Source organism: Algoriphagus sp. (assembly GCF_039969895.1).
Lineage (GTDB): Bacteria > Bacteroidota > Bacteroidia > Cytophagales > Cyclobacteriaceae > Algoriphagus.
In genome coordinates this window covers 1-24,929 of record NZ_JBDVMZ010000017.1, presented here as the reverse complement: position 1 = coordinate 24,929, position 24,929 = coordinate 1, and the positions used below count along the sequence as shown (strand labels likewise).

At 43.4% G+C, this 24,929-nt stretch carries 7 protein-coding genes; all 7 read left to right on the top strand.

What is annotated here, in order from left to right; all coding sequences use genetic code 11:
- Positions 1 to 64: 64 nt before the first annotated feature.
- Complete coding sequence (locus ABJH64_RS13830; RefSeq protein WP_348276829.1) at positions 65 to 310, top strand: hypothetical protein; 246 nt, start codon at positions 65 to 67, stop codon at positions 308 to 310.
- Positions 311 to 368: 58 nt separating this feature from the next.
- The gene (locus tag ABJH64_RS13825) at positions 369 to 1,478 is read left to right on the top strand and encodes a DUF4221 family protein (RefSeq protein WP_348276830.1); all 1,110 of its coding nucleotides are present in this window, start codon (positions 369 to 371) and stop codon (positions 1,476 to 1,478) included.
- Between the two features lie 32 nt (positions 1,479 to 1,510).
- Positions 1,511 to 1,912, top strand: coding sequence for a hypothetical protein (locus ABJH64_RS13820; protein ID WP_348335015.1), 402 nt, complete (start codon positions 1,511 to 1,513; stop codon positions 1,910 to 1,912).
- Positions 1,913 to 1,960: 48 nt separating this feature from the next.
- Positions 1,961 to 2,419, top strand: coding sequence for a DUF2721 domain-containing protein (locus ABJH64_RS13815; RefSeq protein WP_348276832.1), 459 nt, complete (start codon positions 1,961 to 1,963; stop codon positions 2,417 to 2,419).
- Complete coding sequence (locus ABJH64_RS13810; protein WP_348276833.1) at positions 2,409 to 3,368, top strand: glycerophosphodiester phosphodiesterase family protein; 960 nt, start codon at positions 2,409 to 2,411, stop codon at positions 3,366 to 3,368. Before ABJH64_RS13815 ends, ABJH64_RS13810 begins: the two co-directional genes overlap by 11 nt.
- A complete protein-coding gene (locus ABJH64_RS13805) occupies positions 3,365 to 4,381 on the top strand; it encodes a GntG family PLP-dependent aldolase (RefSeq protein WP_348276834.1) in 1,017 nt (338 codons plus the stop codon). The genes ABJH64_RS13810 and ABJH64_RS13805 overlap by 4 nt, the downstream gene beginning before the upstream one ends.
- A gap of 475 nt (positions 4,382 to 4,856) precedes the next feature.
- Positions 4,857 to 24,929: hypothetical protein (locus ABJH64_RS13800; RefSeq protein WP_348358202.1), on the top strand; the 20,073-nt coding region annotated here is incomplete at its 3' end.

Here is a 24,929-nt window from a genome sequence, read left to right as displayed (position 1 = left end):
CGGAAAACCGAATTGGTTTAAAGCTTTGCCAGCATATTACGATGAGCTATTAAAATTATTACTTATGAAAAACCGAATAAATTATCTACTAGCAACTGGGATAGTTATGTTCTCAGGTATGATGTTGCCTCTTTCAACAGATGCCTCGTGCACAATAAGTCCTTCACAATCAAAAAATAATGGTTTTTGTAACTTGAACATGGAGGAAAATGAGGATGGTACTGCTACACTAGATATGGCATGTGAAAAACTACTTGATGGAGAGAATGGGGCTTTAGGCAAATGTGTACTACCGCCAGGAGAAGCATAACTCTTATAAATTTTCAGGGCCAAGTTTAATTGGCCCTTTTTTAAATCTCTAACTAGGAATGAAAAAATATTTACTTATACTATTAATTGTAGCTTTCTCATGTAATTCTGAACAGGAAAATTTAGAAGTGCAAATTGAGCTTGAGGAATATTATATCTTTGAGTTGGATTCTCTAACTCGTCGAGATTCTAAACATGTAGGTTTTGTCCCATCTCTCAACTCTATTTATCTTTTTAACGATAATACTTATACCCTATATTTCTACAATTTGGAGACAAAGGAGAACTGGAAAAGAATTCCGTTTGCCAAAGAAGGTCCGGAAGGCTTAGGAAGAGTAGATTTGTTTAAAGTATATAGTTTGGACAGTATTTTTTCAGTGAATGAAATACTTGGACAGATAACCAGAATTAGCGACGAAGGAAGAAAAATTGAGAAGATTAGAATCTTGGATATGGATAATGGAGATCCAGCTATACAATCTGGAATAAGCTTTTTTGAAATTCATAAATCTAAACTTTTTACTCTGGCAAGGCAGACACCCAATGTCTTACCATTAAGAAATAAAATTTTGCTAGAATACGATTTTGATACTGAGAAGAAGTCTTATGAAATAGAATGGCCTATTGAATACATAGAGGATTGGATGATGGCAACTAAACCATCTAGTGCTGTTATGAGAGGTGATAAAGTATATTTATCATTGCCCTACAACGAACACATTTTAATTTATGACCTTATTAATGGCAACTTAGAAAAAAAATATGCCGGATCTTCAAAAATAAAAAAGTACGTTCCTTACTCAGGAGATGGAGATATGCAAAGTAGGATAAGACATGTTCTTGAAGGAGCCAGATACGGAAAACTAGTTTACGAACCTACTGCAAGGGTCTATCTTCGAGAAGCCTCAGTGGGATTGAGTATTCCTATAGATGCAAATCCATTGCTCGCTACCTCGGAATCTGGTAGCTTTTTGTCCAATAACAATGATAATATCTATGTCCTTACAATTGTATTGGACGAGTCGCTGAATAAGATAGGGGAAGTACCTCATCAAAAATTATATCAAGATGCTTTTTGTGCCGATAGTGCTCTATTTAGACGGGTTGTCATATATGAAAAAGAGAATGAAGATATTTTAGTTTTTGGTAAGTACAAGGTGAAGTACTGATGGGTAAAAATAGCAATTTCATTATATTAATTTTGTATGTTTTAGTTTCATGTGCTGAACAACAGGATGAATTGGCTAGATCTCTTTTTAATAAGAATCCGGATATTGGGTTTTTGATGGTAATTCCAAACGCTGGTTGTACAGAATGCATCACGACAGTGGAAGAGTTTGTTAGTGAAAACAGGAAGGAAATGAAGCAAGGAATAATCGTTTTTACTGGGAAAATATCCAGAAAGAATATTGGAAGGCTGGGATTTACTCTTGACGAGAGCAATATTTATCTAGACACTTCTTCGTACTTTTTAAGAGAAAATTTTTTGACTGTCTATCCTTTAATCATCTATAAGAATGGTTCTGATTTGAGTATCGAAGAGATTTCTCCCAATAATCCTGACGCATTGGATTCTTTGAAAAGTATCTTAAAGGCAAATTAAAGTTCAGGTAACTTTCAAGGCTAATGTTGATTGTGGATATTTACATACATGGAACTTCAACTCTCAACACCTGCCTTACTTTTTTCGGCAATCACACTTCTAATGCTTGCCTTTACCAATCGCTTTTTGGCTATAGCTAGTTTGATTCGTGGGCTACACAAAAACTATATGAAAGCCCCCGATCAAGAGATCATCGTGGAGCAGATTCATAATTTACGTAGGCGATTGACTCTCATCAAAAACATGCAACTCTTTGGTGTTTTCAGCTTTTTATTGTGCATCATTTGTATGTATTTGCTTTTCCGTGGCTATACTATACCCGCCAATTGGGTTTTTGTTGGAAGCATGGCCTCGCTTTTGATTTCTCTTGGAATATCGCTGGTCGAGATTCAGATTTCTACGAAAGCTTTGAATCTCGAACTCAAGGATATGGAGGAGATTTTCGAAAAGCGTAATAGCAGCCTAGATTTTATATTTAAAAAAGACTCAAAGAAAGATGAAGAATAAGTTTTTATGGTTGCCTTTCCTGCTGTTGGGATTTGGTTCTTGCAATCAAAAACAAGTAGAACAACAGGAGCTTTTAGAAGTAGAAACGATCGTTGAAACTACTGGGAATCACATTCAACTGGCAGATGTAGAAGAAGCTCGGGATTTTTATTCCTGGTCTTCGGATCGTATTCCGATGGTTTCTGCGCATCGAGGTGGGCCGTATCCAGGTTTTCCTGAAAATGCGATTGAGACTTTTGCCAATGTGGTGAAATTCACTCCGACGATTATCGAATTGGATGTGGCTATGACAAAGGACGGTGTTTTGGTGCTGATGCATGATGATAAACTCGACCGTACGACTACAGGAAATGGATTGGTAAGCGACGTGACCTATGATGAAATTCAAGCACTTTTTCTGAAAGATGAGGATGGAAATGTCACCGATTTTAAAGTGCCAACCTTCAAAGAAGCATTGACCTGGTCTAAGGGAAAAGCACTTTTGACTGTTGATATCAAGCAATCGGTTCCCTATGAGAAAATTATCGAAGAAGTGCGGGAAACTGAATCAGAAGCTCATGCTGCTTTGATCTCCTATTCTTTTGCGGCAGCGAAAAAGCTGCATTCCATGGCTCCTGAGTTGATGCTTTCAGTAACTATTAGAAATGAAGATGAGATTCAACGGTTTGAAGAAACAGGTATTCCCTGGTCTAGAGTGATTGCTTTTACCGGTGTCGCAGAGCGCCCTCAAGAATTCAATAAGGCCTTACACGAAAAAGGAGTATTCACGATTCTAGGAGTTTTGGGCAACTTAGATCGATCTGCGATTGCTCGTGGAGATCAATTATATGCGAGCTTTGTGCAGAAAGGCGCAGATATTTTGGCAACCGATAGACCGATAGAAGCAGCTGCTGCCATCAAGACTTTGGCCCCTTCCACTAGTTCCAAATCCAAGTATTTTACGAAATGATCATTGACCTAAGATCTGATACTGTTACCCGCCCGACGGCTGGAATGAAAGATGCGATGTTCTCTGCCCCAGTGGGAGATGACGTATTTGGTGAAGACCCAACGGTTAACGCCTTAGAGGAAAAAGCGGCAAAGCTATTCGGTATGGAGGCTGCTATTTTTTGCCCATCTGGCACCATGACCAATCAGATCGCAATCCGATTGCATACCCGAATTCAGACGGAAGTGATTTGTCATAAATATTCCCATGTTTATCTCTATGAAGGAGGAGGAATCATGTCAAATTCTCTGGCTTCAGTGAAGTTGCTTGAGGGAGATTTGGGAAAAATAACTGCTACACAAGTCAAAGCTGCCATCAATCCTGACGATGTGCATGCTCCGGAAACCACTTTGGTATCCTTGGAAAACACGATGAACAAGGGTGGGGGAAGTGTCTATACGCTAGATGAAATCAAACCAATCCGGGAAGTTTGTGATGAACATGGGTTGAAGTTGCACTTGGATGGAGCACGGCTTTTCAATGCATTGGCAGAAACTGGCGAAAGTACTACGGACTGGGGAGCTCAGTTTGATACGATTTCTATATGCTTGAGCAAAGGCTTGGGTTGCCCGGTAGGCTCTCTACTCTTAGGTTCAAAAGCTGATATCAAACGAGCTCGGAAAGTGCGAAAATCCTGGGGTGGAGGAATGCGACAAGCAGGATTTTTGGCTGCAGCTGGGATTTATGCACTCGATCATCACGTGGCTCGACTGAAAGAAGATCATTCTCGTGCCAGATCTTTGGGAGAGATGCTGTTGAAACTTCCGTTTGTTCAGGAGATTTATCCAGTCACTACCAATATCGTGATCGCCAGATTAGATGGAATTACTCCCGAAGAGTTTATGAAAAAGCTTTCAGATCTGCAGATCAAGTCGGTCAAATTCGGTCCAGACCTGGTGAGATTTGTGACGCATCTGGATTTTGATGATGAGCAGCTAGAGGAGTTTGAAAAGAGGGTTTCTTTATGTCGCTAGCTTAGGATAGAATAACCAAACCATGATATAAGTTGGGTTATTTATTTTGCCCTCAGGCCGGAAGCTTTGAGAATTTTGTTTAATCTTACTGGGTAATTTTAAGATTATACTTCACTGCTTAGTTAAATAAGATTTACCTCTTCCGTTATTGAACCTTGTTCATAGTTTATGAGTGGATATTTTTGATTTTTTATACTTAAATAGCTGCAAATCATTCAAATAAATTATTTTTTAACACTTAAAAACCTTGCGAGCCTCGATTGAATTGTTCCGAATCTGAGTTGAACTATCTTCAGTTTATTGTTTATTGGCCTCTATTTTTCACTATATTTAACATCCTTAATTGAGGATTTTTGATCACCCAAATTCCTCCTTGGAAGTTTTATTAGACCTTATTGACTTTAATCTTCTACGTATGCTTTTTCAATACTTTAATGCTTTCCTAGTCGAGGGACAACTAAATCTGATTCACTTTATGAAAAATCAGCCTTTATTAAAGCTTAGGTTTTTTACAGTTCTTGCAGTGTTATTTTGCCTTTTTTCCAAGGGAAATCTTCTGGCTGCATCACCCGATGAAATGGTTAAGACTGAGTTTGCTGGAACCTATTTGGATGCTGATTTATCTCTATCCCAATCTGCAAGTAGCCTCACACCTAATGCTGGTTCCCTTGTCACTTTTACGCTTACCGTAGCAAACAATGGATCTGACCTGGCTACCAATGTCCAAGTTGAAAACCAACTAGCAAGTGGTTTTACGTACCAATCGGATAACAGCGGGGGTAGCTATGATGTGAATTCTGGTCAATGGACTATTGGTGATTTGGATGCCGGAGACTCTAAGTCAATTGACATTATAGTTCGCATTAAAGGTTCTGGTAATTTTCAAAACTCCGCATCAGTAACCTCCGATGAAACGGACGTCAATCTTACTAATAATTCTCAATCGATCACGCTCGTTCCGGTACCGCAAGTAGATCTTCAGGTAAACAAGACGGTGAATAATGCTAATCCTGCGGTCGGTTCAGAAATTACTTTTACCATAGCGGTGAAAAACAATGGGCCTTCCCTTGCCAATGCGGTTGTGGTGGAAGATGTGTTGCCAAATGGATTTGAATTCGTATCTGACCAAACCGCACAAGGCACCTACGATGAGAATTCGGGGAATTGGAGCATCGGTAATTTATCTGAGGGCCTTACGGCTACTTTAAAAATAACAGCAAGAGTTCTAGAACCAACTCAGGGCCGTTCCTATGAAAACACAGCGCAAATTTCTGAGGTAGATGAAGCCGATACAGATGCTTCCAATGATTCTGATTCGCAACTGATCACGCCAGTTTCCACACCTTCTTTTTCTCTCACTAAAACAGCCACTGAATCAAGCTATGCTCAGCTTGGGGATGAAATCAACTATACACTCGTAGTAAAAAACACAGGGAATGTATCCATTTCGGATGTTGAAGTTTTGGACCCTAAAGCTACTTCAGGTCCAGACTTCGTGTCGAGTGATGGAAATAACGACGATGTCCTGGATGTGGGAGAAAGCTGGACTTTTCAAGCTAGCTATGAAGTGACGCAGGAGGATATTGACGCGGGCAGCTTCACCAATCAAGCAACGGCCACAGGAACTCCAGTGGCAGGAAACCTCGCAGATGCGACTGCTTCTGAAAGCGTAATGGCTTCCTTGAACCCTAGCTGGACAATCGCTAAATCTAGCACTATCACCGAATTTGATGCGGTAGGGGATGAAATCGAATATGAAATCATTCTTAAAAATACCGGAAATGTAAGCATCAAAGATGTACAGGTCACAGATCCTGACGCTTCGACTGGCCCGACTTTAACAAGTGGTGACGATGGCAATGCTATTCTAGATGTGGGTGAAACATGGACCTACGTGGCGACGCGTACGATCACTCAAAAAGACTTGGATGCAGGTGCTTTCACCAATAATGTAAGTGCAAGTGGGAAGTTGACTTTTGGCTCAATTGATTCAGTGTCTGATTCTGAAACAGATACTGCTGTTCCTGATCCTTCCTGGACAATAGCTAAGACCTCTGATGCTACTTCGTATTCGGAATTGGGTGAAAAGATTACCTATTCTATAGAAGTGGAAAATACGGGGAATGTGTCTATAAGTAATGTGGTAGTTTCTGATCCGCAGGCTTCAAATGAACCAACTTTAATCTCAGGTGATGATAATTCGGACAAAAAACTTAACCCTGGAGAAACTTGGGTTTTTGAAGCTGAATACACCATCACCCAGGCTGATTTGGATAATGGCTCATTCACTAACGAAGCTTCTGTTTCGGGTGATCCTGCTGGGGGAAGTTTAGAGCCTGTTTCAGATGAACTACTGATTGATGCAGTGCAGACCCAAGGCTGGACGCTCACCAAAGTGACCAATCCAAATCCAGCATCTTTTGACGCAGCTGGTCAAACGATCAATTATGAGATTAGAGTAGAAAATACTGGTAACGTGAGTATTTCGGACGTGGTCGTGACTGACGACAAGGTCTCCACGGGACCCACTTATAAGTCTGGCGATCAAAATGCGAATGATGTTTTGGAACCGGGAGAAATTTGGATTTACACTGCTTCGTATGTAGTCACTCAACAGGACGTGGATGCAGGGGAGTTTTTCAACGAAGCTTCAGCATCGGGAACTGCCCCAGGCGGAGATTTGGATGATGCGACAGGGGATGTTACAGTTCCGGCAGTTCAAGATCCTGAGTGGAATATTTCTAAGAGCGTCAATGAAGACGGATTTTCTTCCACCGACGATGTGCTGACGTATGAGATCATCCTTTCGAATACTGGGAATGTATCTATTTCGAATGTGGTCGTTTCTGACCCATTGGCGTCTCAAGGTCCGGATATTGTTTCCAAAAGTCTGAATGAGGATGATATTCTCGATGTAGGAGAAACCTGGACCTATTCAGCAGAGCATCAGATTACTCAGGAAGATCTTGATGCTGGAGAATTTACCAATACCGTGACTGCAGCTGGAGATCCTTCAGGTGGAGAGTTGGAAGATGTAGAATCTTCTGCCACTCTGAAAGGCACACGAAATGGTCAGCTTTCTACCGAGAAAACCGTCGATGAATCAGGCTTTGACGAAGCTGGTGAAGTGCTGAACTACACCATAGTGGTCACCAATACGGGTAATCAAACTCTTACCAACGTAGTCATCGAAGACCCAAAAGCTGGAATTAATGAGACAGTGGATGTTTTGGCACCAGGGGAGAGTTATACTATAGAATTGACCTATACAGTCACTCAGGAAGATGTAGATAGAGGTTCATTAGAAAATACGGTGCGCGTGAACGGTACCGGTCCAAGTGGAGCCAATATTCCTTCCATAGATTCAGAAACCATCAATGCCGCTCAGACCCCAAAAATGGAAATTACCAAGGAGGTAGATAAGGCTGAGTTTGATACCGTCGGTGAAGAGCTGACATACACTTTTGTAGTTTCTAATACCGGCAACATTACCATCACCAATTTACAACTCAACGACCCACTGATTCCGGGTGGTCCACAGTATGTTTCTGGAGATTTGGACTCAGATGAGATTTTTGATGTGGGAGAGGTCTGGACTTTCACTGCTGTTTATGAGGTGACTCAGGAGGATATCGATAATGGCGGTGTCACCAATTCAGTCACTGCCAGTGGAGAAACTGAATCGGGGAACCTAGCCGATGAGACAGATGAAGCTAATTCTACGGCTATCCAAAACCCAGCGTGGGAAATGGAGAAAACAGCCACCAACGACCCTAAGGAATATACAGTCGCGGGTGAAGTGATTACCTACGACATCTCGGTAACCAACACCGGGAACGTTTCCATAAGTAATGTCGATGTTTTTGACCCAGGAGCTACCACTCCTCCGACATATTCTTCTGGAGATTCAGATGGGGATTCAGTATTGGACGTGGGAGAAACGTGGATTTTTACCGCCACATATACCGTGAAGCAGTCTGACATAGATTCCGGATCTTTCACTAATACAGCTAGTGCAAATGGAACAGCGAGCGGAGGTACACTTCCAGATATTGATGACTCGGAGACGGTAGATGCCGATCAGAACCCAGAGTGGGAACTGACCAAAACTGCCGACAGAGAGACGTATGAAACAGTAGGTGAGGTAATTACCTACACCATAGAAGTAGAAAATACAGGTAACGTATCCATATCAGACGTAGCAGTTGATGATCCGAAGACTTCTGATCCTGAGTTGGTTTCTGGAGATGCTAACGCAAATAATATCCTGGATCCGGGAGAAACTTGGGTTTATGAGACGACCTACACAGTAACTCAGGAGGATATTAACAATGGAAGTTTTGAAAATACTGCTACTGCCAATGGTACACCTCCAACCGGTCTGGATTTGGATCCTGCCGAAGGTGAGGAAGTAGTGGAAGCCAATCAGATCACTGAAATCAATGTAGATAAGTCAGTTGATCAGGCTACTTACGATGAAGATGGAGTAACCTTGACCTTCACGATTACGGTCAAAAACACAGGGAATGTGGATTTGTCCGATGTTTTTGTTTCGGATGAAATTATTGGGCTAAATGAAACAGGGCTTGATTTGGCCGCGGGCGATGAGCTTACCTATACTGGTAGCGTCACGGTGTCGCAAGAAGATGTAGATAATGGAAGTATTACTAACACAGCCGATGCAGGCGGAACTGGTCCAGATGGAACCGAAACCACAGACACTGATGATGCAACTTCTACCGCTGATCAGCAGCCATCCATAACAGTAGATAAGTCCCTAGCAGAGTTGGGATATGAAGAAGCAGGTGATGTCTTGACTTATACCATCACGGTTACCAACACTGGAAACGTAACCTTGACAGATGTCCAAGTAACAGATCCTTTGACAGAAACGGATCAAACCATTCCTTCTTTAGCTCCAGGTGAGTCTGTAGAAATTGAGGTAGAATATACAGTCACCCAGGAGGACATCAACAATGGAACGGTCACCAATGATGTAGAAGTGACTTCCAAAGATCCAAACGGTCAGAATGTAGATGATAATGCAAGTATTTCTATTGACGGAGCAGTAACAGAAGATCTAACCATTACCAAAACTGCCAATCAGGGAGGATTCACCAAAGCTGGAGATGAAATTACTTACACCATTGTAGTCACTAATACTGGAAACACTACCATAGAGACAATCGAAGTACTAGATAACAAAACTGGCTTGGATGAATCAATCGATGTTTTAGAACCTGGTCAATCGATTACTTTCACCACTACCTATACAGTAACTCAGGAGGATGTGGATAATGGGTTTATTTCCAATACTGCAGAGGCAAGTGGTGAAGATTCCAACGGCAACACGGTAGAGGATTCTATAGATGAGATCATCAATGGAGCTTCAAATCCTTCGCTCAAGGTCAACAAATCTGTAAGTCCTGCAGGCCCGGTAGAAGAAGGTCAGGTATTGACTTATAGCATAACGGTGACGAATGATGGAAATCAAACCATCTCTGATATCGTCATCGATGATCCCTTAGACCCTAATAATACTACGAATATCGGTGACCTCGCACCCGGCGAGTCCTTCACCTATACGTTTGATTATACCATTACAGCTCAGGATGAAACCAACGGCTTTGTAAATAATACCGCTACAGCTACGGGTAAAGACCCTAATGGAAATGATACTGATGATGGAGACTCTTCTAATATAGGTGAAGATCCAGAGTCTAGAATTGAGATAGAAAAGGAAGTAGATGAGTTTGGATACTTTGAAAAAGGTCAAGTACTGAATTACACGATCACGGTTCGAAATACCGGCTCTACTGATCTGACTTCTGTCAATGTAGTTGACTCGAAAGTTGGCTTGAATGAAACCATTACTTTGGCCGCTGGCCAAAGCCAAACTTTCAATCAAACCTATCTTGTGACCCAAGAGGACCTAAATATTGGTTTTATAGAAAATACCGCCACAGTAACGGCCAAAGGTCCAGAAAATGAAGATGTAGGTGATTCTGATACAGAACTCATTCGTGGTACGCAGACGTCTCAATTAGTGATGGAGAAGGTAGTCGCTGAAGGAGGATATGAGTTTGATGGAGATATCTTGAACTATACCCTTACGGTAACAAACTCTGGGAATGTAACTATTTTCGATATCCAGTTGGAAGACCCACTTACTGGATATGATCAGAACATTGGCGACTTGGATCCAGGGGAATCAACTTCGGTCGAGGTTCAATACGAAGTCAATCAAGCGGATGTAGATGTAGGCTTTGTTACCAACACTGCAACTGCCAAGGGTGATGATTACTACGATAACCCGGTGGAAACTAGTGCAGATGAGACAGTTTCTGCAGCCAAGAATCCAAGGTTTATTTTTACCAAAACAGTGGCTCAAAGTACTTATGCTATGCCTACTGACCCGCTTGACTACACGATTACGGTTAGAAATACGGGTAATTTGACACTATTTGAGCTGGTGGTGAAAGATCCAAGGATAGGATTGGAATCCAGTCCTTTTGACTTGGCGCCAGGAGAAAGTGAACAATTCACAGGTACTTATGTGACTACTCAGGAAGATTTGGATAGGGGGAATGTGCCAAATACGGCCACACTTACAGGTAGAGATTTTAATAATAATCCAATATCCAGTTCTGCTAGCAGAATAGTTTTTGCGAGCAGAAATCCAGAAATCACCGTTGAGAAATTTGCAGATAGATCTAGCTTCGATCAACCTGGAGATGTGATTAATTACGACATATCTTTTTCCAACACAGGAAATATCACCATCAATGATGCCAAGCTGCTAGATCCTAAAGTAGCAGACTTGACCTATATAGATGGGGATAATGGGGACGGGATCTTGCAAGTAGATGAGACCTGGAATTATACCGCTTCCTATGTAGTCACTCAGGAAGATATTGACAATGGGGAATTTAAAAACACTGCGACCGGTAGTGGAATGGTTGCCAATGGCGGAGCCATTTCAAAAGATGGTAATTCTACCGTCCCGGCCAATCAAAATCCCGGCTGGACGATCAGCAAAACCAACACCAATAACCCAAGTACCTATTCTCAGGTCGGTGAGGAGCTTACCTATGAAATCGTACTGGAAAACGTAGGGAATGTTTCTATCCGAAATGTAGTGGTAACGGATGCCAAAGCGAGCACTGGACCTACTTACCTAGCTGGAGATACCGACAGCGATAGTGAGCTGGATGTCAACGAAGTGTGGGTATATGAGGCTACGCATACGGTGACTCAGGCAGATATTGACGCAGGTAGTTTTGAAAATATAGCAAAAGCAATAGGTAAGCCGGCAGGAGGTTCTCTGCCTCAGATTACAGACTCTGAGGTGGTAAATGCTATTCAGAATCCAAGTTGGATTTTGAAGAAAAAGAGCATAACATCTCCAAATACTTATGACTCTCCGGGGGATGTCTTGAATTACGAAATCACTGTAGAGAACAATGGAAATGTCTCCATTGCAGATGTGGTGATCGTAGATCCATTTGTGCAATCCGGTCCTACTTATCGTTCGGGTGATTTGGATACCGACGGAGTCTTGGATGTGGGAGAGATCTGGAAATATGCTGCAAAATACACCGTAAGTCAAGCGGATATAGACAACGAATCTTTCTCCAATACGGCATCTGCCACAGCCACTCCAGCTGGTGGGGATCTAGCAGATCTTGAAGATACCGAAGTAGTGAACGCCGCAGTCAATCCTCAACTTGATGTAGTAAAGACTGTCGATAAATCTGGTTTCATTGAAGTAGGAGAGGTATTGACTTACACCATTACGGTGACCAATTCCGGCAACATGACACTCACGGATGTAGTGGTAGAAGATCCAAATACGGATCTCAATGACACCATTGATGAATTGGCTCCAGGTGAAAGCAAAAGCTATACGGAAACCTATGAGGTAGTTCAGGATGATCTCAACCTAGGCTCCATTTCAAATACTGCTTCCGCGATAGGTCTGACCAAAAATGGGCAGGAAATTACCGATGAAGATACTGAGGTGATCAATGGTGCACAAAACCCAAAACTTGAAGTCGTTAAGTCAGTGAATCAGACAGGATTCCTCAACCCTGATGAAGTTTTGACTTACGATATCACCGTTACCAATACCGGTAATGTGACCATTTATAATATCGTAGTAGAAGATGCCAAACTTGGCTACAGTACAAACCTAGGTACGCTTCAGCCTGGAGAATCTCGGGAATTCGAGAACTTGACTTATTCAGTTATTCAATTGGATGTTGACCGAGGTCAAATCATCAACGTGGCTGTTGCCAAAGGCAATGATTTCAACGAAAATCCTATTCAGGCGCTGGCAGTAGAGCGAATCACTGGGGTACAAAACCCTTCTATTTCCTCATCGAAATCTTCCCCTCAGAGCACTTATTCCTTTGTGGGAGAGGTGATCAATTATACGATCACTGTCAATAATACGGGTAATGTCTCTTTCTTCGATGTGGAGATAGTTGATCCAAAGGCTGAGATCACCAGTGAAAATCCTATTCCTGTTATTGATCCCTTTACCTCCTATGAGGCGACGGCAGAGCATATCGTTACGCAGGAAGACCTTGATGCAGGTTCCTATATGAATCAAGCAACTGCTACAGGACTTTTGAAAACAGGAGATCCGATCACTACGACTACGAATAAAGTCACACTGAACGCAGTACAAAACCCATCTATTTCAGTAACTAAAGCAAGTAGCACCTCAGATTACGATGAAGTGGGTGATGTGATAGAATACACATTTACGATAAAAAATACAGGGAATGTCACGCTGACTGATATCACACTTTCCGATCCGAAAGCTACCATCCTGAGTGCTAACCCTGTGGCTACTTTGGCACCAGAAGAAGAAATCACCCTTACCGGTGAGCATGTGGTAACTCAAGCCGATCTGGACGCTGGCGAATACAGAAATACTGCCTCAGTCATAGCGGTCAGCCCTAAAAATGTGACCGTCAATAATACTTCAAATGAAGTCATTGTACCGGCTGTTCAGGAGCCATCACTTGCATTGACCAAGTCAAGTTCTACCCTATTCTACGATGAGCAAGGAGATGTGATCAGCTATGAGTTTTTGGTTGAAAATACTGGAAACGTTACGCTGACGGATATTGTGATCACCGAACCGAAGGCTGTAATTACCTCAGGAAGTCCGATTGCAAAATTGGCTCCAGGAGAAACAGCAACGGTCACAGCTCAACATGAGGTAGTGCTCCAAGACATCAATGATGGATCTTATGCCAATACTGCAACAGCTGAAGGAAAAGACACCAATAATGACGCAGTTCCAGCTACTTCTAATGAAGTAATTGTTCCAGCCGTACAGTCAGCTTCTATTGGTCTGGAGAAAAATGCACTTGCTCCAACCTATGCAGAAGTAGATGAGATCTTGAGCTATGAACTTATCGTGACCAATACTGGAAACGTGACTGTCTCCGATATCAAGATTACCGATGAGCTCACGGGAACGACTCAGCAAAATGTAGGTAGCCTAAATCCAGGAGAGTCCACCTCTATCACGGTGAATTACGATGGAGTGACTCAGGAAGATTTGGATACTGGCTCGATTCCAAACACGGCATCAGCACAAGGTTTGGACCCTAATAGCGAAGTAGTAGAAGCTGAAGCTGAAGAACTGGTGGAAGCGATTCAGAACGGGGCAATTGAGATTGTGAAGGTTGCAGACCGTCAGCAGTATGAGGCATTAGATGAGGTGATCAACTACACCATTACTGTTACCAATATTGGAAATGTCACCTTGACTGACGTCACTGCTACAGATCCATTGTCTGGATTGAATGAGCAGATTGCTTCTTTGGCACCAGGCCAAAGCGAAGAGTTTGCGACCAGTATCCAAGTCACACAAGCTGACCTGGACAATGGCGTAATCTTAAATACAGCGACTGCTAATGGATTCACCCCAACCAATGAAGAGGTGACAGATACAGACGACGTCACCGTGGATGCGCTAAGAAATGGAAGCATCGAGATCGTCAAGACACCTGCTCCTAAAGTTTACAATGCACCTGACACGCAGATCACCTATACACTAACGGTAACTAATAACGGTAACCTTACCCTAGATGAAGTAGAGGTGAACGATCCTTTAACTTCGTTTACGACGACTATACCGACTTTGGTACCTGGACAAACAGAGATTTTCACCACGACTTATACCACTACGCAAACAGATGTGGATAATGGATTTGTGGACAATGAAGCTACTGCTCAAGGATTCACCACCCAAGATGAGTTGGTGAATGATGTGGATCAGGCGAGGATTATTGCACAGATAAGTCCTGGAATTGAAGTAACTAAAAATGCTTCTCCTAAATTCTTCAATTCACTGGGTGAGGTCATCACCTACGAAATTGTGGTCACTAATACTGGAAATGTGACCTTGACCAATGTGTCCGTAGTAGATCCAAAGACAGGTTTCACTGAAACTATTCCAAGCTTTGCTCCAGGTCAGTCTGTAAGCTATTCTACAGAATATACCATTCAGCAGCAGGATGTGGATAATAATAGATTCTCGAATGAAGTTACTGCCACGGGCACTACTCCAGATGGATCTCAGGTTTCTGATCGAGATGATGCCTTGGTCTTCATTTCTGGCCAGCCAGCTATTGAATTAGAAAAGACAGCCTCTCCGCTGATATTTGATCAGGCAGGTCAGCAACTTACCTACACGTTGGTTGCTACTAATATTGGCGAGCAGGATCTGACAAACGTGATAATTTTTGATCAAAAGACTGGCGATCAAAGCAGTCCAGTTTCTTTGGCACCAAATGAAAGTACCACCTTTGAAGTGACCTATATTACCTCGCAAGAAGATATGAATGCAGGTTTTGTATTCAACAATGCGAATGTAGTAGCACTGGCTCCTAACTCTAGTCGAGTTTTTGACTCGGACGACGCCAGAGTCTTGGGCAGAAGAGCTGGAGCTATTTCCATAGACAAAGTCGCGGATAAATTGATCTATGCTGAAGTGGGTGAGGAGATCACCTACACCTTGACTATCACGAATATTGGAAACGTCACTTTGACCGATGTCACCTTCTCTGATCCATTGACTGAGGATATTGATGTTCCAGTGATAGCAACCCTTCAGCCTGGAGAAAGTGAAGTAGTGACGTTGAATTACTTTATCACCCAAGAGGATATTGACCGGGGTTTCCTTGTAAACGAGGCAACTACGGAAGGTAGCACTCCTGCCAATAAGTTGGTCACTGATCAAGACAACGCCAGACTTCTAGCCAGAAGGCAAGCGAGCGTTGCTATCAGGAAGACACCTCAGACCAGAGTTTTTGATGCAGTCAATGCTTCGTTGACCTATGACTTACAAGTAATCAATACAGGTAACGTGACCCTGACCAATGTGATCGTGACAGATCCATTGACTGGATTTACTGAAGTGATAGGCGAGTTGGCGCCTGCTGAAGTGGTGGATCTTGAGACAAATTACTTGACTACTCAGGAAGATCTAGATCGAGGATTTATCCGAAATATTGCCTCCGTAGAAGGAACCACTCCAGCTAACCGCATGGTCACAGATTCAGATGATGCGCTAGTTTTGGCTAATAGATCAGCCGCTATTTCGCTAGAGAAAACGGCTATCACTACCGAATACACTACAGTTGGAGAGCAGGTTGAATACACACTCACCGTCACCAATACGGGTAATGTCACCTTGACTGACGTGGAAGTAGTGGATCCGCTCACCCGATTTGATCAGCGTATTGAATCGCTAGAGCCAGGTGAAAGCCAGACCTTCACTACGACATATGAAGTAAATCAAGCCGATGTCGATAGAGGTTTTGTGGAAAATACAGCAATTACCAACGGTAAATCCCCAGCTAACAGAACTGTTAGCGATGAAGATTTTGCCAAGGTTCCTGCGATTCAGAATGGTGAGATAGAAGTGGAAAAAGTAGCTGATGTCACTACCTATGATGCAGTAGGTGATGTAATCACTTACACCATCACGGTGACTAATACAGGAAATGTGACACTCAAGCCAGTTACAGTGAAAGATCCTTTGACCAACCTAAGTCAAGGCTTCAATTCCTTGGCAGTAGGTGAGAGCAAAACTATCACTACCACTTACACCATCAAGCAACAGGATTTGAATCTTGGCTTTGTGCCAAATACAGTGACGGCTGAAGGAAAAACTCCAGCAGGCGACCTGGTTTCTGATAAGGATCAAGTTCGTGTGGATGCGGTCCAAAACCCTGAAATTTTACTAGAGAAAGTAGCCGATCGTGAGATTTATTCTGAGGTAGGTGAGATGATTTCTTACACCTTGATAGTTACCAATACTGGCAATCAGACGTTGACTAGAGTAAATGTCACTGATCCATTGACTGGATTTGGTACGCAGGTTAGTGTTTTGGCTCCAGGCCAGTCAGAGGAGTTTACTGAAACGTACAGCGTGACTCAAGACGATCTGGACAATGGCTCTATCTTAAATAGTGCCTCTACTGTAGGTAGAACACCGAACGGATCTACCGTCACAGACGACGATCAAGTTCGGGTGAGAGCTTCGCAAAATCCAGCTATTGAACTGACAAAGGTGGCAGATAGAGCTACCTACTCTGCAGTGGAGGATCAAATCACTTATACCCTCGTAGCTACGAACACTGGTAATGTGACCTTGGAAGATGTTACGGTAGTAGATCCATTGACCGGACTCAATAGAAATGTAGGTCAATTGAAGCCAGGAGAATCTAAATCTGGAACTACTCGATATGTAATTGATCAGGCGGATTTGGATAATGGACTGGTGGACAATACGGCCAGAGTCAGAGGAACTGATCCAAAGAATAGACTAGTAACTGATCAGGCTGAGGCGATTGTCACAGCAGTACAATCTCCAGAGATTACGCTGGAGAAAACGGCAAATGTTGAAAGCTATGATGCAGCGGGTGATCTAGTGACTTATACGCTGACCGCTACGAATACTGGTAATGTGACGTTGACTGATGTGACGATCACCGATCCAATGACAGCTACTACGGAGATTGTTGGTGATTTGGCACCAGGAGAATCCCAAACTATCACCACCGAATACACCATCAAGCAGTCAGATGTCAATAGAGGTACAGTAACCAACATTGCTACCGTAACGGGCGTGGCTCCTGATGAGTCTGAAGTCGATGACACGGCTACCGTGACAATAGACGCAGATCAAACTCCTGCCATAGAATTGACAAAGACAACTGCTCAGCTCACCTACAGCGAAGTAGGGCAAGTGATCGAGTATAATCTGAAAATTGAGAATACCGGTAACGTGACGCTAAGACAAGCAGAAGTCACCGATCCATTGACGGGCTTTACGCGTATTATTCCAATTTTGGCCCCAGGCCAACTAGTCAACCTATCTACTAGCTATGTAGTAACTCAGGAGGATATTGATACCGGAATTGTGGTCAATACGGCATCCGTGGAGGCTATAGATCCAAACAATCAAACCGTGAGTGACTTCGGAATTGTGAAGTCTGATGCGGTCCAGGTGGTAAGTATAGAAGTGACTAAGCGCGCTACTCCGTTGATTTACTCTTCGGCAGGTCAGGTGATTTCTTACCAGATAGCGGTTGAGAATACCGGCAACGTGACGCTGGAAAATATCACGACTCTTGATCCTAAGACAGATCTGTCGGTTCAAGAACTCACATTAGCTCCGGGTGACTCCTTTATTTACGCTACTTCTTACACCATCACGCAAGAAGATATGAATACAGGTTCGTTTACGAATACTGCTTCAGCTACTGCGACGGGTGCTAATGGAGTAGAAGTGGAGGATGCGGATGAAGCGACTGTGATAGGTGCTCAGGTGGCCAAAATTGAAATCACCAAAACTGCCAATACGCGAATTTTTGATGAGGCAGGAGAGATTATTTCTTACACCTTGGTGGTGAAAAACACCGGAAACGTCACCCTTACAGAAGTAGAGGTAGAAGATAATGATACCAATTTCTCAGAATCTATCGGGGTACTACAGCCAGGTGAAGAGGTTGAACTCAATACTACTTACGAGATCACTTTGGCAGATGTCAATAATGAGACATTTAAAAATACAGCTTCTGTAACCGCCCTTGACCCGAATGAGGATGAAGTGTCAGATTCTGATGATGCTCGCGTGTTTATCCGTGGTGCTGCAGCGATCGAGTTAATCAAATCGCCTAATCCTAGAGTCTTCGACGAGGCGGGAGAAATCATTACCTATGATTTTGAAGTAATCAATATTGGAAATCAGACGTTAACTCAGATTTCACTTTCTGATCTGAAGTTAGGAATAAGCAATCAAGAATTGGGAAGCTTGAACCCAGGGCAAAGCGTCAAATTCTCTGCTACCTACACGGCACTTCAGGAAGATTTGGATGCAGGATTGATTCGAAACACGGCGGAAGTGACCAGTCTTGATCCTGATGAAAAAGTAGTTTCTGACTCAGGCTTTGCTTTGGTAGTGGGGATAAGATCTGCGGCGATTGAATTGGTGAAAACCCCAGTTCAGCGGGTTTACAATTCAGCAGACGATGTGATTGATTACACGCTGACTGTCACGAATACAGGAAATGTGACTTTGACAGATGTGGTCGTTGATGATCCACTGACTTTATACACAAGCCCTGCAATCAGTTTGGCTCCAGGAGAGACGGAGATTTTCACCACTTCTTATATCATTCTTCAGGGAGATATGGATGCGGGATTTGTCAGAAACACAGCTGAGGTCACAGGTCTTGATCCAAGAGATCGGGAAATTGAAGATTCTGATCAGGCGCTTGTGCTTGGCAGACGATCCTCTTCAGTTTCAATTGTAAAAACTCCTTTGGTAAGAACCTACGCAGAAGACGGCGTGGAGATTCCTTACTCATTGACTATCACAAATACTGGAAATGTCACCCTGAGCAACCTGGTGGTGACTGATACCCTGACCAATTTCACAGAGACAATTTTGGTTCTAGAGCCAGGTGCCTCGGAGGAATTGGAAACTAGCTACATCACTAAGCAAGCAGATGTTGATCGAGGTTTGATTGTAAACTCGGCCAGTGTGGAAGCTACAACTCCTGCTAATAGAATAATTTCCGATTCTGATTTGGCCGTAGTAGTGGCCAGGAGAGATGGAGAAATTGAGCTAGTGAAAGAAGCTACTACTAGTGACTATGACGAAGTCGGGGATGTGATCACTTATGTCCTCACAGTCAGAAATGTTGGGAACGTGACCCTTGATGAAGTACAGCTTATAGATCCTCTAACTGGCACAGATATTACGCTCGACGATAGTTTGGCTCCAGAAGAAGAGGTGGAAATTCCTGCAGAATACATGATTACTCAAGCAGACCTAGATCGAGGTTTTGTACTGAATGAAGCGACAGTAACGGCGGTAACTCCGGCGAATAGAACAGTGGAGGATCAGGACGATGCGGAAGTGCCTGCTATTCAAAATGGAGAAATCTCCCTCACCAAAGTAGCAGACTTGGCAGAATACAGCGCAGTCGGAGAGGTAATCACTTACACCATTACCGTTACAAATACTGGAAATGTCACCTTAGCTCCGGTCACTGTCCTAGATCCGTTGACAAGTCTGAATGAGAGAATTCCAACCTTGGCTCCAACCAATTCGGTTTCTTACACCACTACTCATACAGTGACTCAGGAAGATTTGGACGCGGGATCCGTAGATAATACAGCGACTACCACAGGCAAATCCCCTGCTGGGGAGGTACTTACCGATGAAGCTTCCGTGAGTGTTCCAGCTGTTCAGATACCAGATATTTCTTTGGTCAAAACTGCCGATAGAGAAACGTACTCAGCAGCTGGAGAGATAATCAACTATTCTTTGACAATCACCAATACGGGAAATGTCACATTGGCTCCTGCATCCCTGCTTGATCCATTGTTAGGGTTTGATGATTCAGTAGAGGAGTTAGCTGATGGTCAAGTAGTTACCTTGAATACTTCCTACACCGTCACTCAGGACGATGTGGACAATGGATTTATTCTAAATGAAGCCAGTGTACTAGGCATAGCTCCAGATCAATCGGAGGTAACTGACGAGGCTAATGTCACGGTCACTGCCGTTCAATCACCAGAGATTCAATTGGTGAAAGTCGCAGATGTAAGTTCTGTGGATGAGGCCGGACAAGTGATTAACTACACAATCACGGTTACTAATGTTGGCAACATCACTCTTGTCGATGGAGTAGTTACAGATCCGTTGACGGCGTTGAATACACCGATTAGTGAGTTGGCTCCAGGGGAATCTGTCGAGATCAATACCACCTATGAGGTGCTGCAATCAAATATTGATGAAGGTTTGATTACCAATACAGCTACTGTAGTTGCGATGGGCAAAGAAGGTACGGAAGTGACGGATAACGATACTGTTGAAGTGGAAGCTATCCAGCTTGGCTTGATCGATGTAGCCAAATCGGCTGATGCAACTACCTATGACGCAGCTGGCACAATCATCAATTACACAGTAGTGGTGACGAACATCGGCAACGTGACCTTGACTGAAGTAGAGGTGAATGATCCGTTGACTGGATTGGAAGAGTCAGTTGGCACACTTGCTCCTGGCGAGAGTCAGACCTTCGTTCGTCCATATTCTATTTTGCAGGCTGATGTAGATTTTGGTTCCAGAGAAAATACAGCGAGTGCCACTGGTAAAGATCCAAATGGCGACACAGTTCAGGATGACGACTCGATTGTCTTGACTGCTTTGCAGCTGGGATCTATTGAGCTGAAGAAAACGGCTAGACCTAGAATTTACAAAGAAGCAGGAGAGGTAATTACCTACACTCTAACGGTGACAAATACAGGTAACCTGACGCTTGATGACCTGACGGTAGTTGATGAGTTGACTGAATTTAATGAATCATTTGCAGTACTTGCGCCAGGTGAATCACAAGTTTTCACCACTACTTACACAATTACGCAGGAAGACGTGGATGCCGGATTTGTGATCAACGATGCGTCCGTAGAAGGATTTACTCCTGCGGATGAGAAGTTGACAGATAAAGATCAGGTTCGTGTATTTGCCAATGGAGAAGCAGCGATCGAAATCGTGAAAACAGCCAGACCGCTGGTATATGTGAGAGCTGGCCAGGTGATCAATTACACCTTGGAAGTAACCAATATCGGGACGCTTACCTTGGATAATGTGACGGTGAAAGACCCATTGACAAATCTGGATAGAAACATTGGTTCTCTAGCTCCGGAGTCGAGCAAGGTGATCCAGACTTCTTACACGATTACTCAGGCGGATGTAGATGCTGGCTCGGTGAGAAATGAAGCTACGGTAAGTGGTATTTCTCCAAAAAACGAGGAAGTGACTGATGCGGATGACGCTACAGTTCGCGCGATTCGTGCAGGAAGAATCAGCATAGATAAGACGCCTTCACCTAGACTGTATAGAAATGCAGGGGATGAAATTTCTTACACGATCAGCATAGAAAACACAGGAAATGTCACGCTGACAAATCTCGTGGTGACTGATCCTCTCACAGACTTGGAGTTGACATTGCCAACTCTTTCTCCTGGCCAAAGCAGAAGTTACGTGGAGGTTTATGCAGTGACGCAGGAAGATGTTGATCGAGGATTTGTGTTAAATACGGCTAGGGTAAATGCTACCACTCCTGCAGAACGAGAGCTCAATGAATTGGATAGAGCGATTGTATTTGCAGTGAGAGCAGGTGATATTTCTATCACCAAAGATGCTGGTGTCAATACCTACGATGAAGTTGGCGATCTGATTCCATATACCTTGACGGTGACCAACTCTGGAAATGTTACATTGACGGGAGTCACAGTCACTGATCCTTTGGTTGATTTTGAGCAAGTGATCCCAACATTGGCCGTAGGCCAAAGCCAAGAATTCACATTCAACTACGAGATCAATCAGGATGACTTAGACAATGGTGAAGTGCCAAATACAGCTAATGTAGTAGCAACTACACCGGCAAACAGACAAGTAGATGACTCCGACAATGCGTTGGTGACGGCTGTACAATCTCCGGATATCAAGGTGGAAAAGGTGGCTAACCCAACCACTTACTCTGAAGTTGGTGAGGTGATTTCTTACACCATTACCGTGACCAACACAGGAAATGTGACTTTAAGTGGTGTGAATGTTATAGATGCGCAAACTGAACTCAATGAGACTATAACTTCTCTTGAACCGAACACGAGCGAATCCTTCATCACTACGCACACTATTACTCAGGAAGACTTAGACGAAGGAAGCTTTGTCAATGAAGTCCTTGCTAATGGTAAATCTCCAGAAAATGTACAGGTAGAAGATCGAGATGATGAGCTAGTGACTGCTTTGCAAAGTCCTGAACTAGAAATCACCAAGGCAGCTGATGTGGCAGTGTATGATGAAGTGGGTGATGTGATTACTTATACATTGACGGTGACCAATACTGGAAATGTGACCTTGGATCGGGTGACGATTACCGACCCATTGACATTCACGAATAGAAATCTTGGCACCTTTGAGCCAGGACAGTCTCAAGCTATAACTGCTACTTATGAGATCACTCAGGATGATCTTGATGAAGGGTCTGTTCCAAATACTGCAACAGCGGTAGGTACTGATCCTAATGAAGAGCAAGTTTCGGATGAGGCTTCCATTGAGGTATTCGCAGATCAGCGGGGAGATATTTCTCTGACCAAAGTGGCTGATAGGAATTCCTTTGCGCAAGCGGGAGAAGAAATCATCTATACACTCGAAGTGACCAATACGGGTAATGTGACCCTGACTGATGTAGTCGTGAGTGATCCTTTGACTAACCTGACTCAAGCAGTCGGTACTTTGGCGCCAGGAGAAAGCTCAAGCTTCACTACACAATATAGCGTCAAGCAAGCAGACCTAGACCGTGGTGAAATCACAAACACCGCTACTGCCACCGGTCAAACTCCTACAGACGAGACGGTAGAAGATACTGCGACGGAAATCGTAGCAGGACTTCAAGCTGGAGCTATAGCTATTGAAAAAACTGCCAGTCCATTGATTTTCGATCAACCAGGTAATCGAATTACCTACCAGATCACCGTGACCAACATAGGGAATGTTACTCTTCGTGAAGTGACAGTGGTAGATCCATTGACTGGATTAGATCGAGTGCTGGGCACCTTCGCTCCGGGAGTGTCGCGAGTGATTACAGAGGTTTATACAGTGAAGCAGGAAGATTTAGAGAGGAGATTTATTTTAAATGTTGCTACTGCTACAGCGATAGATCCTGATGAAATGCCAGTTTCGGATGAGGACAACGCTAGAGTATTCGCCCGAGGCGAGCCCGCTATCGAGATTATCAAGACTTCTTCGCCAAAGCTTTATCGTGAAGTAGGAGATGTCATCACGTACACGCTTGAGGTTACAAATATTGGTAACCTTACATTAGAAAATGTGACCGTGAAAGATGAGCTCACAGGTACTGATGAAAATGTTGGGATATTAGTTCCTCAAGCATCCACTACGTTAGTTGAGACTTATGAGGTTACTCAGGCAGATATTGACCGTGGGTTTGTTCTGAACACTGCGACGGTTTCTGGAGCAACTAATTTGGGGCGTGAAGTGGAGGATGATGACCGGGCAATAGCTGTGGCACTTCGTGCAGGAGATTTGACTTTGGAGAAAACTGCCGATAGGGAATTCTACGAAGCAGTGGATGAGCAAATCACTTACACACTGACCGTAACCAATACTGGAAATGTGACACTCACAAATGTGATCATCACGGATCCGTTGACTGAATTGGACGAAAATCTAGGGACATTAACTCCTGGTGAAAGTAAAACTACCAGCTCAACTTATCTGGTGAAACAAGCTGATTTGAATGCAGGATCTATCACCAATATCGCTACCGCAAATGCTGTGACTCCTGCCGAGAGAATTCTGGTTGCCACAGATGAAGTAAAAGTACTGGCGATAAGAAATCCAGGTATTCAATTGGAGAAAACCGCTGACAGGGAGACTTTCGATGCCACAGGGCAGCAAATCACCTACACATTGGAAGTAACCAATAGTGGAAATGTAACCTTGGATAATGTGACTATTGTAGATCCATTGACAGAGTTGAATACCAATATAGGAAGCTTAGAACCTGGTGAAAGTGAAACGTTGACTGTGTTCTATAGCACAGATCAGAATGACTTAGATAGAGGTTCTGTGATAAATACGGCAACAGCAACAGGAACCACACCGGCTAATACTCAGGTAGTGGATTCTGATGTAGCAGAAGTTGAAGCTATCCAAAAGGCTCTTCTTGAAGTTGACAAAGTAGCAACCGTTACGACCTACGCAGAGGCTGGCGATGTGATTCCTTACACGATTGTCGTGACCAATACTGGAAACGTAACCTTAACAAATGTAACGGTGACCGATCCATTGACAGGCTTCACACAAAACGTAGGCACACTAGCACCAGGCGAATCGGCTACAGTGATGACTAGCTACGAAGTGACACAGGAAGATGTGGACAAGGGAGAGGTGATCAATACCGCTACCGCAACGGGTACA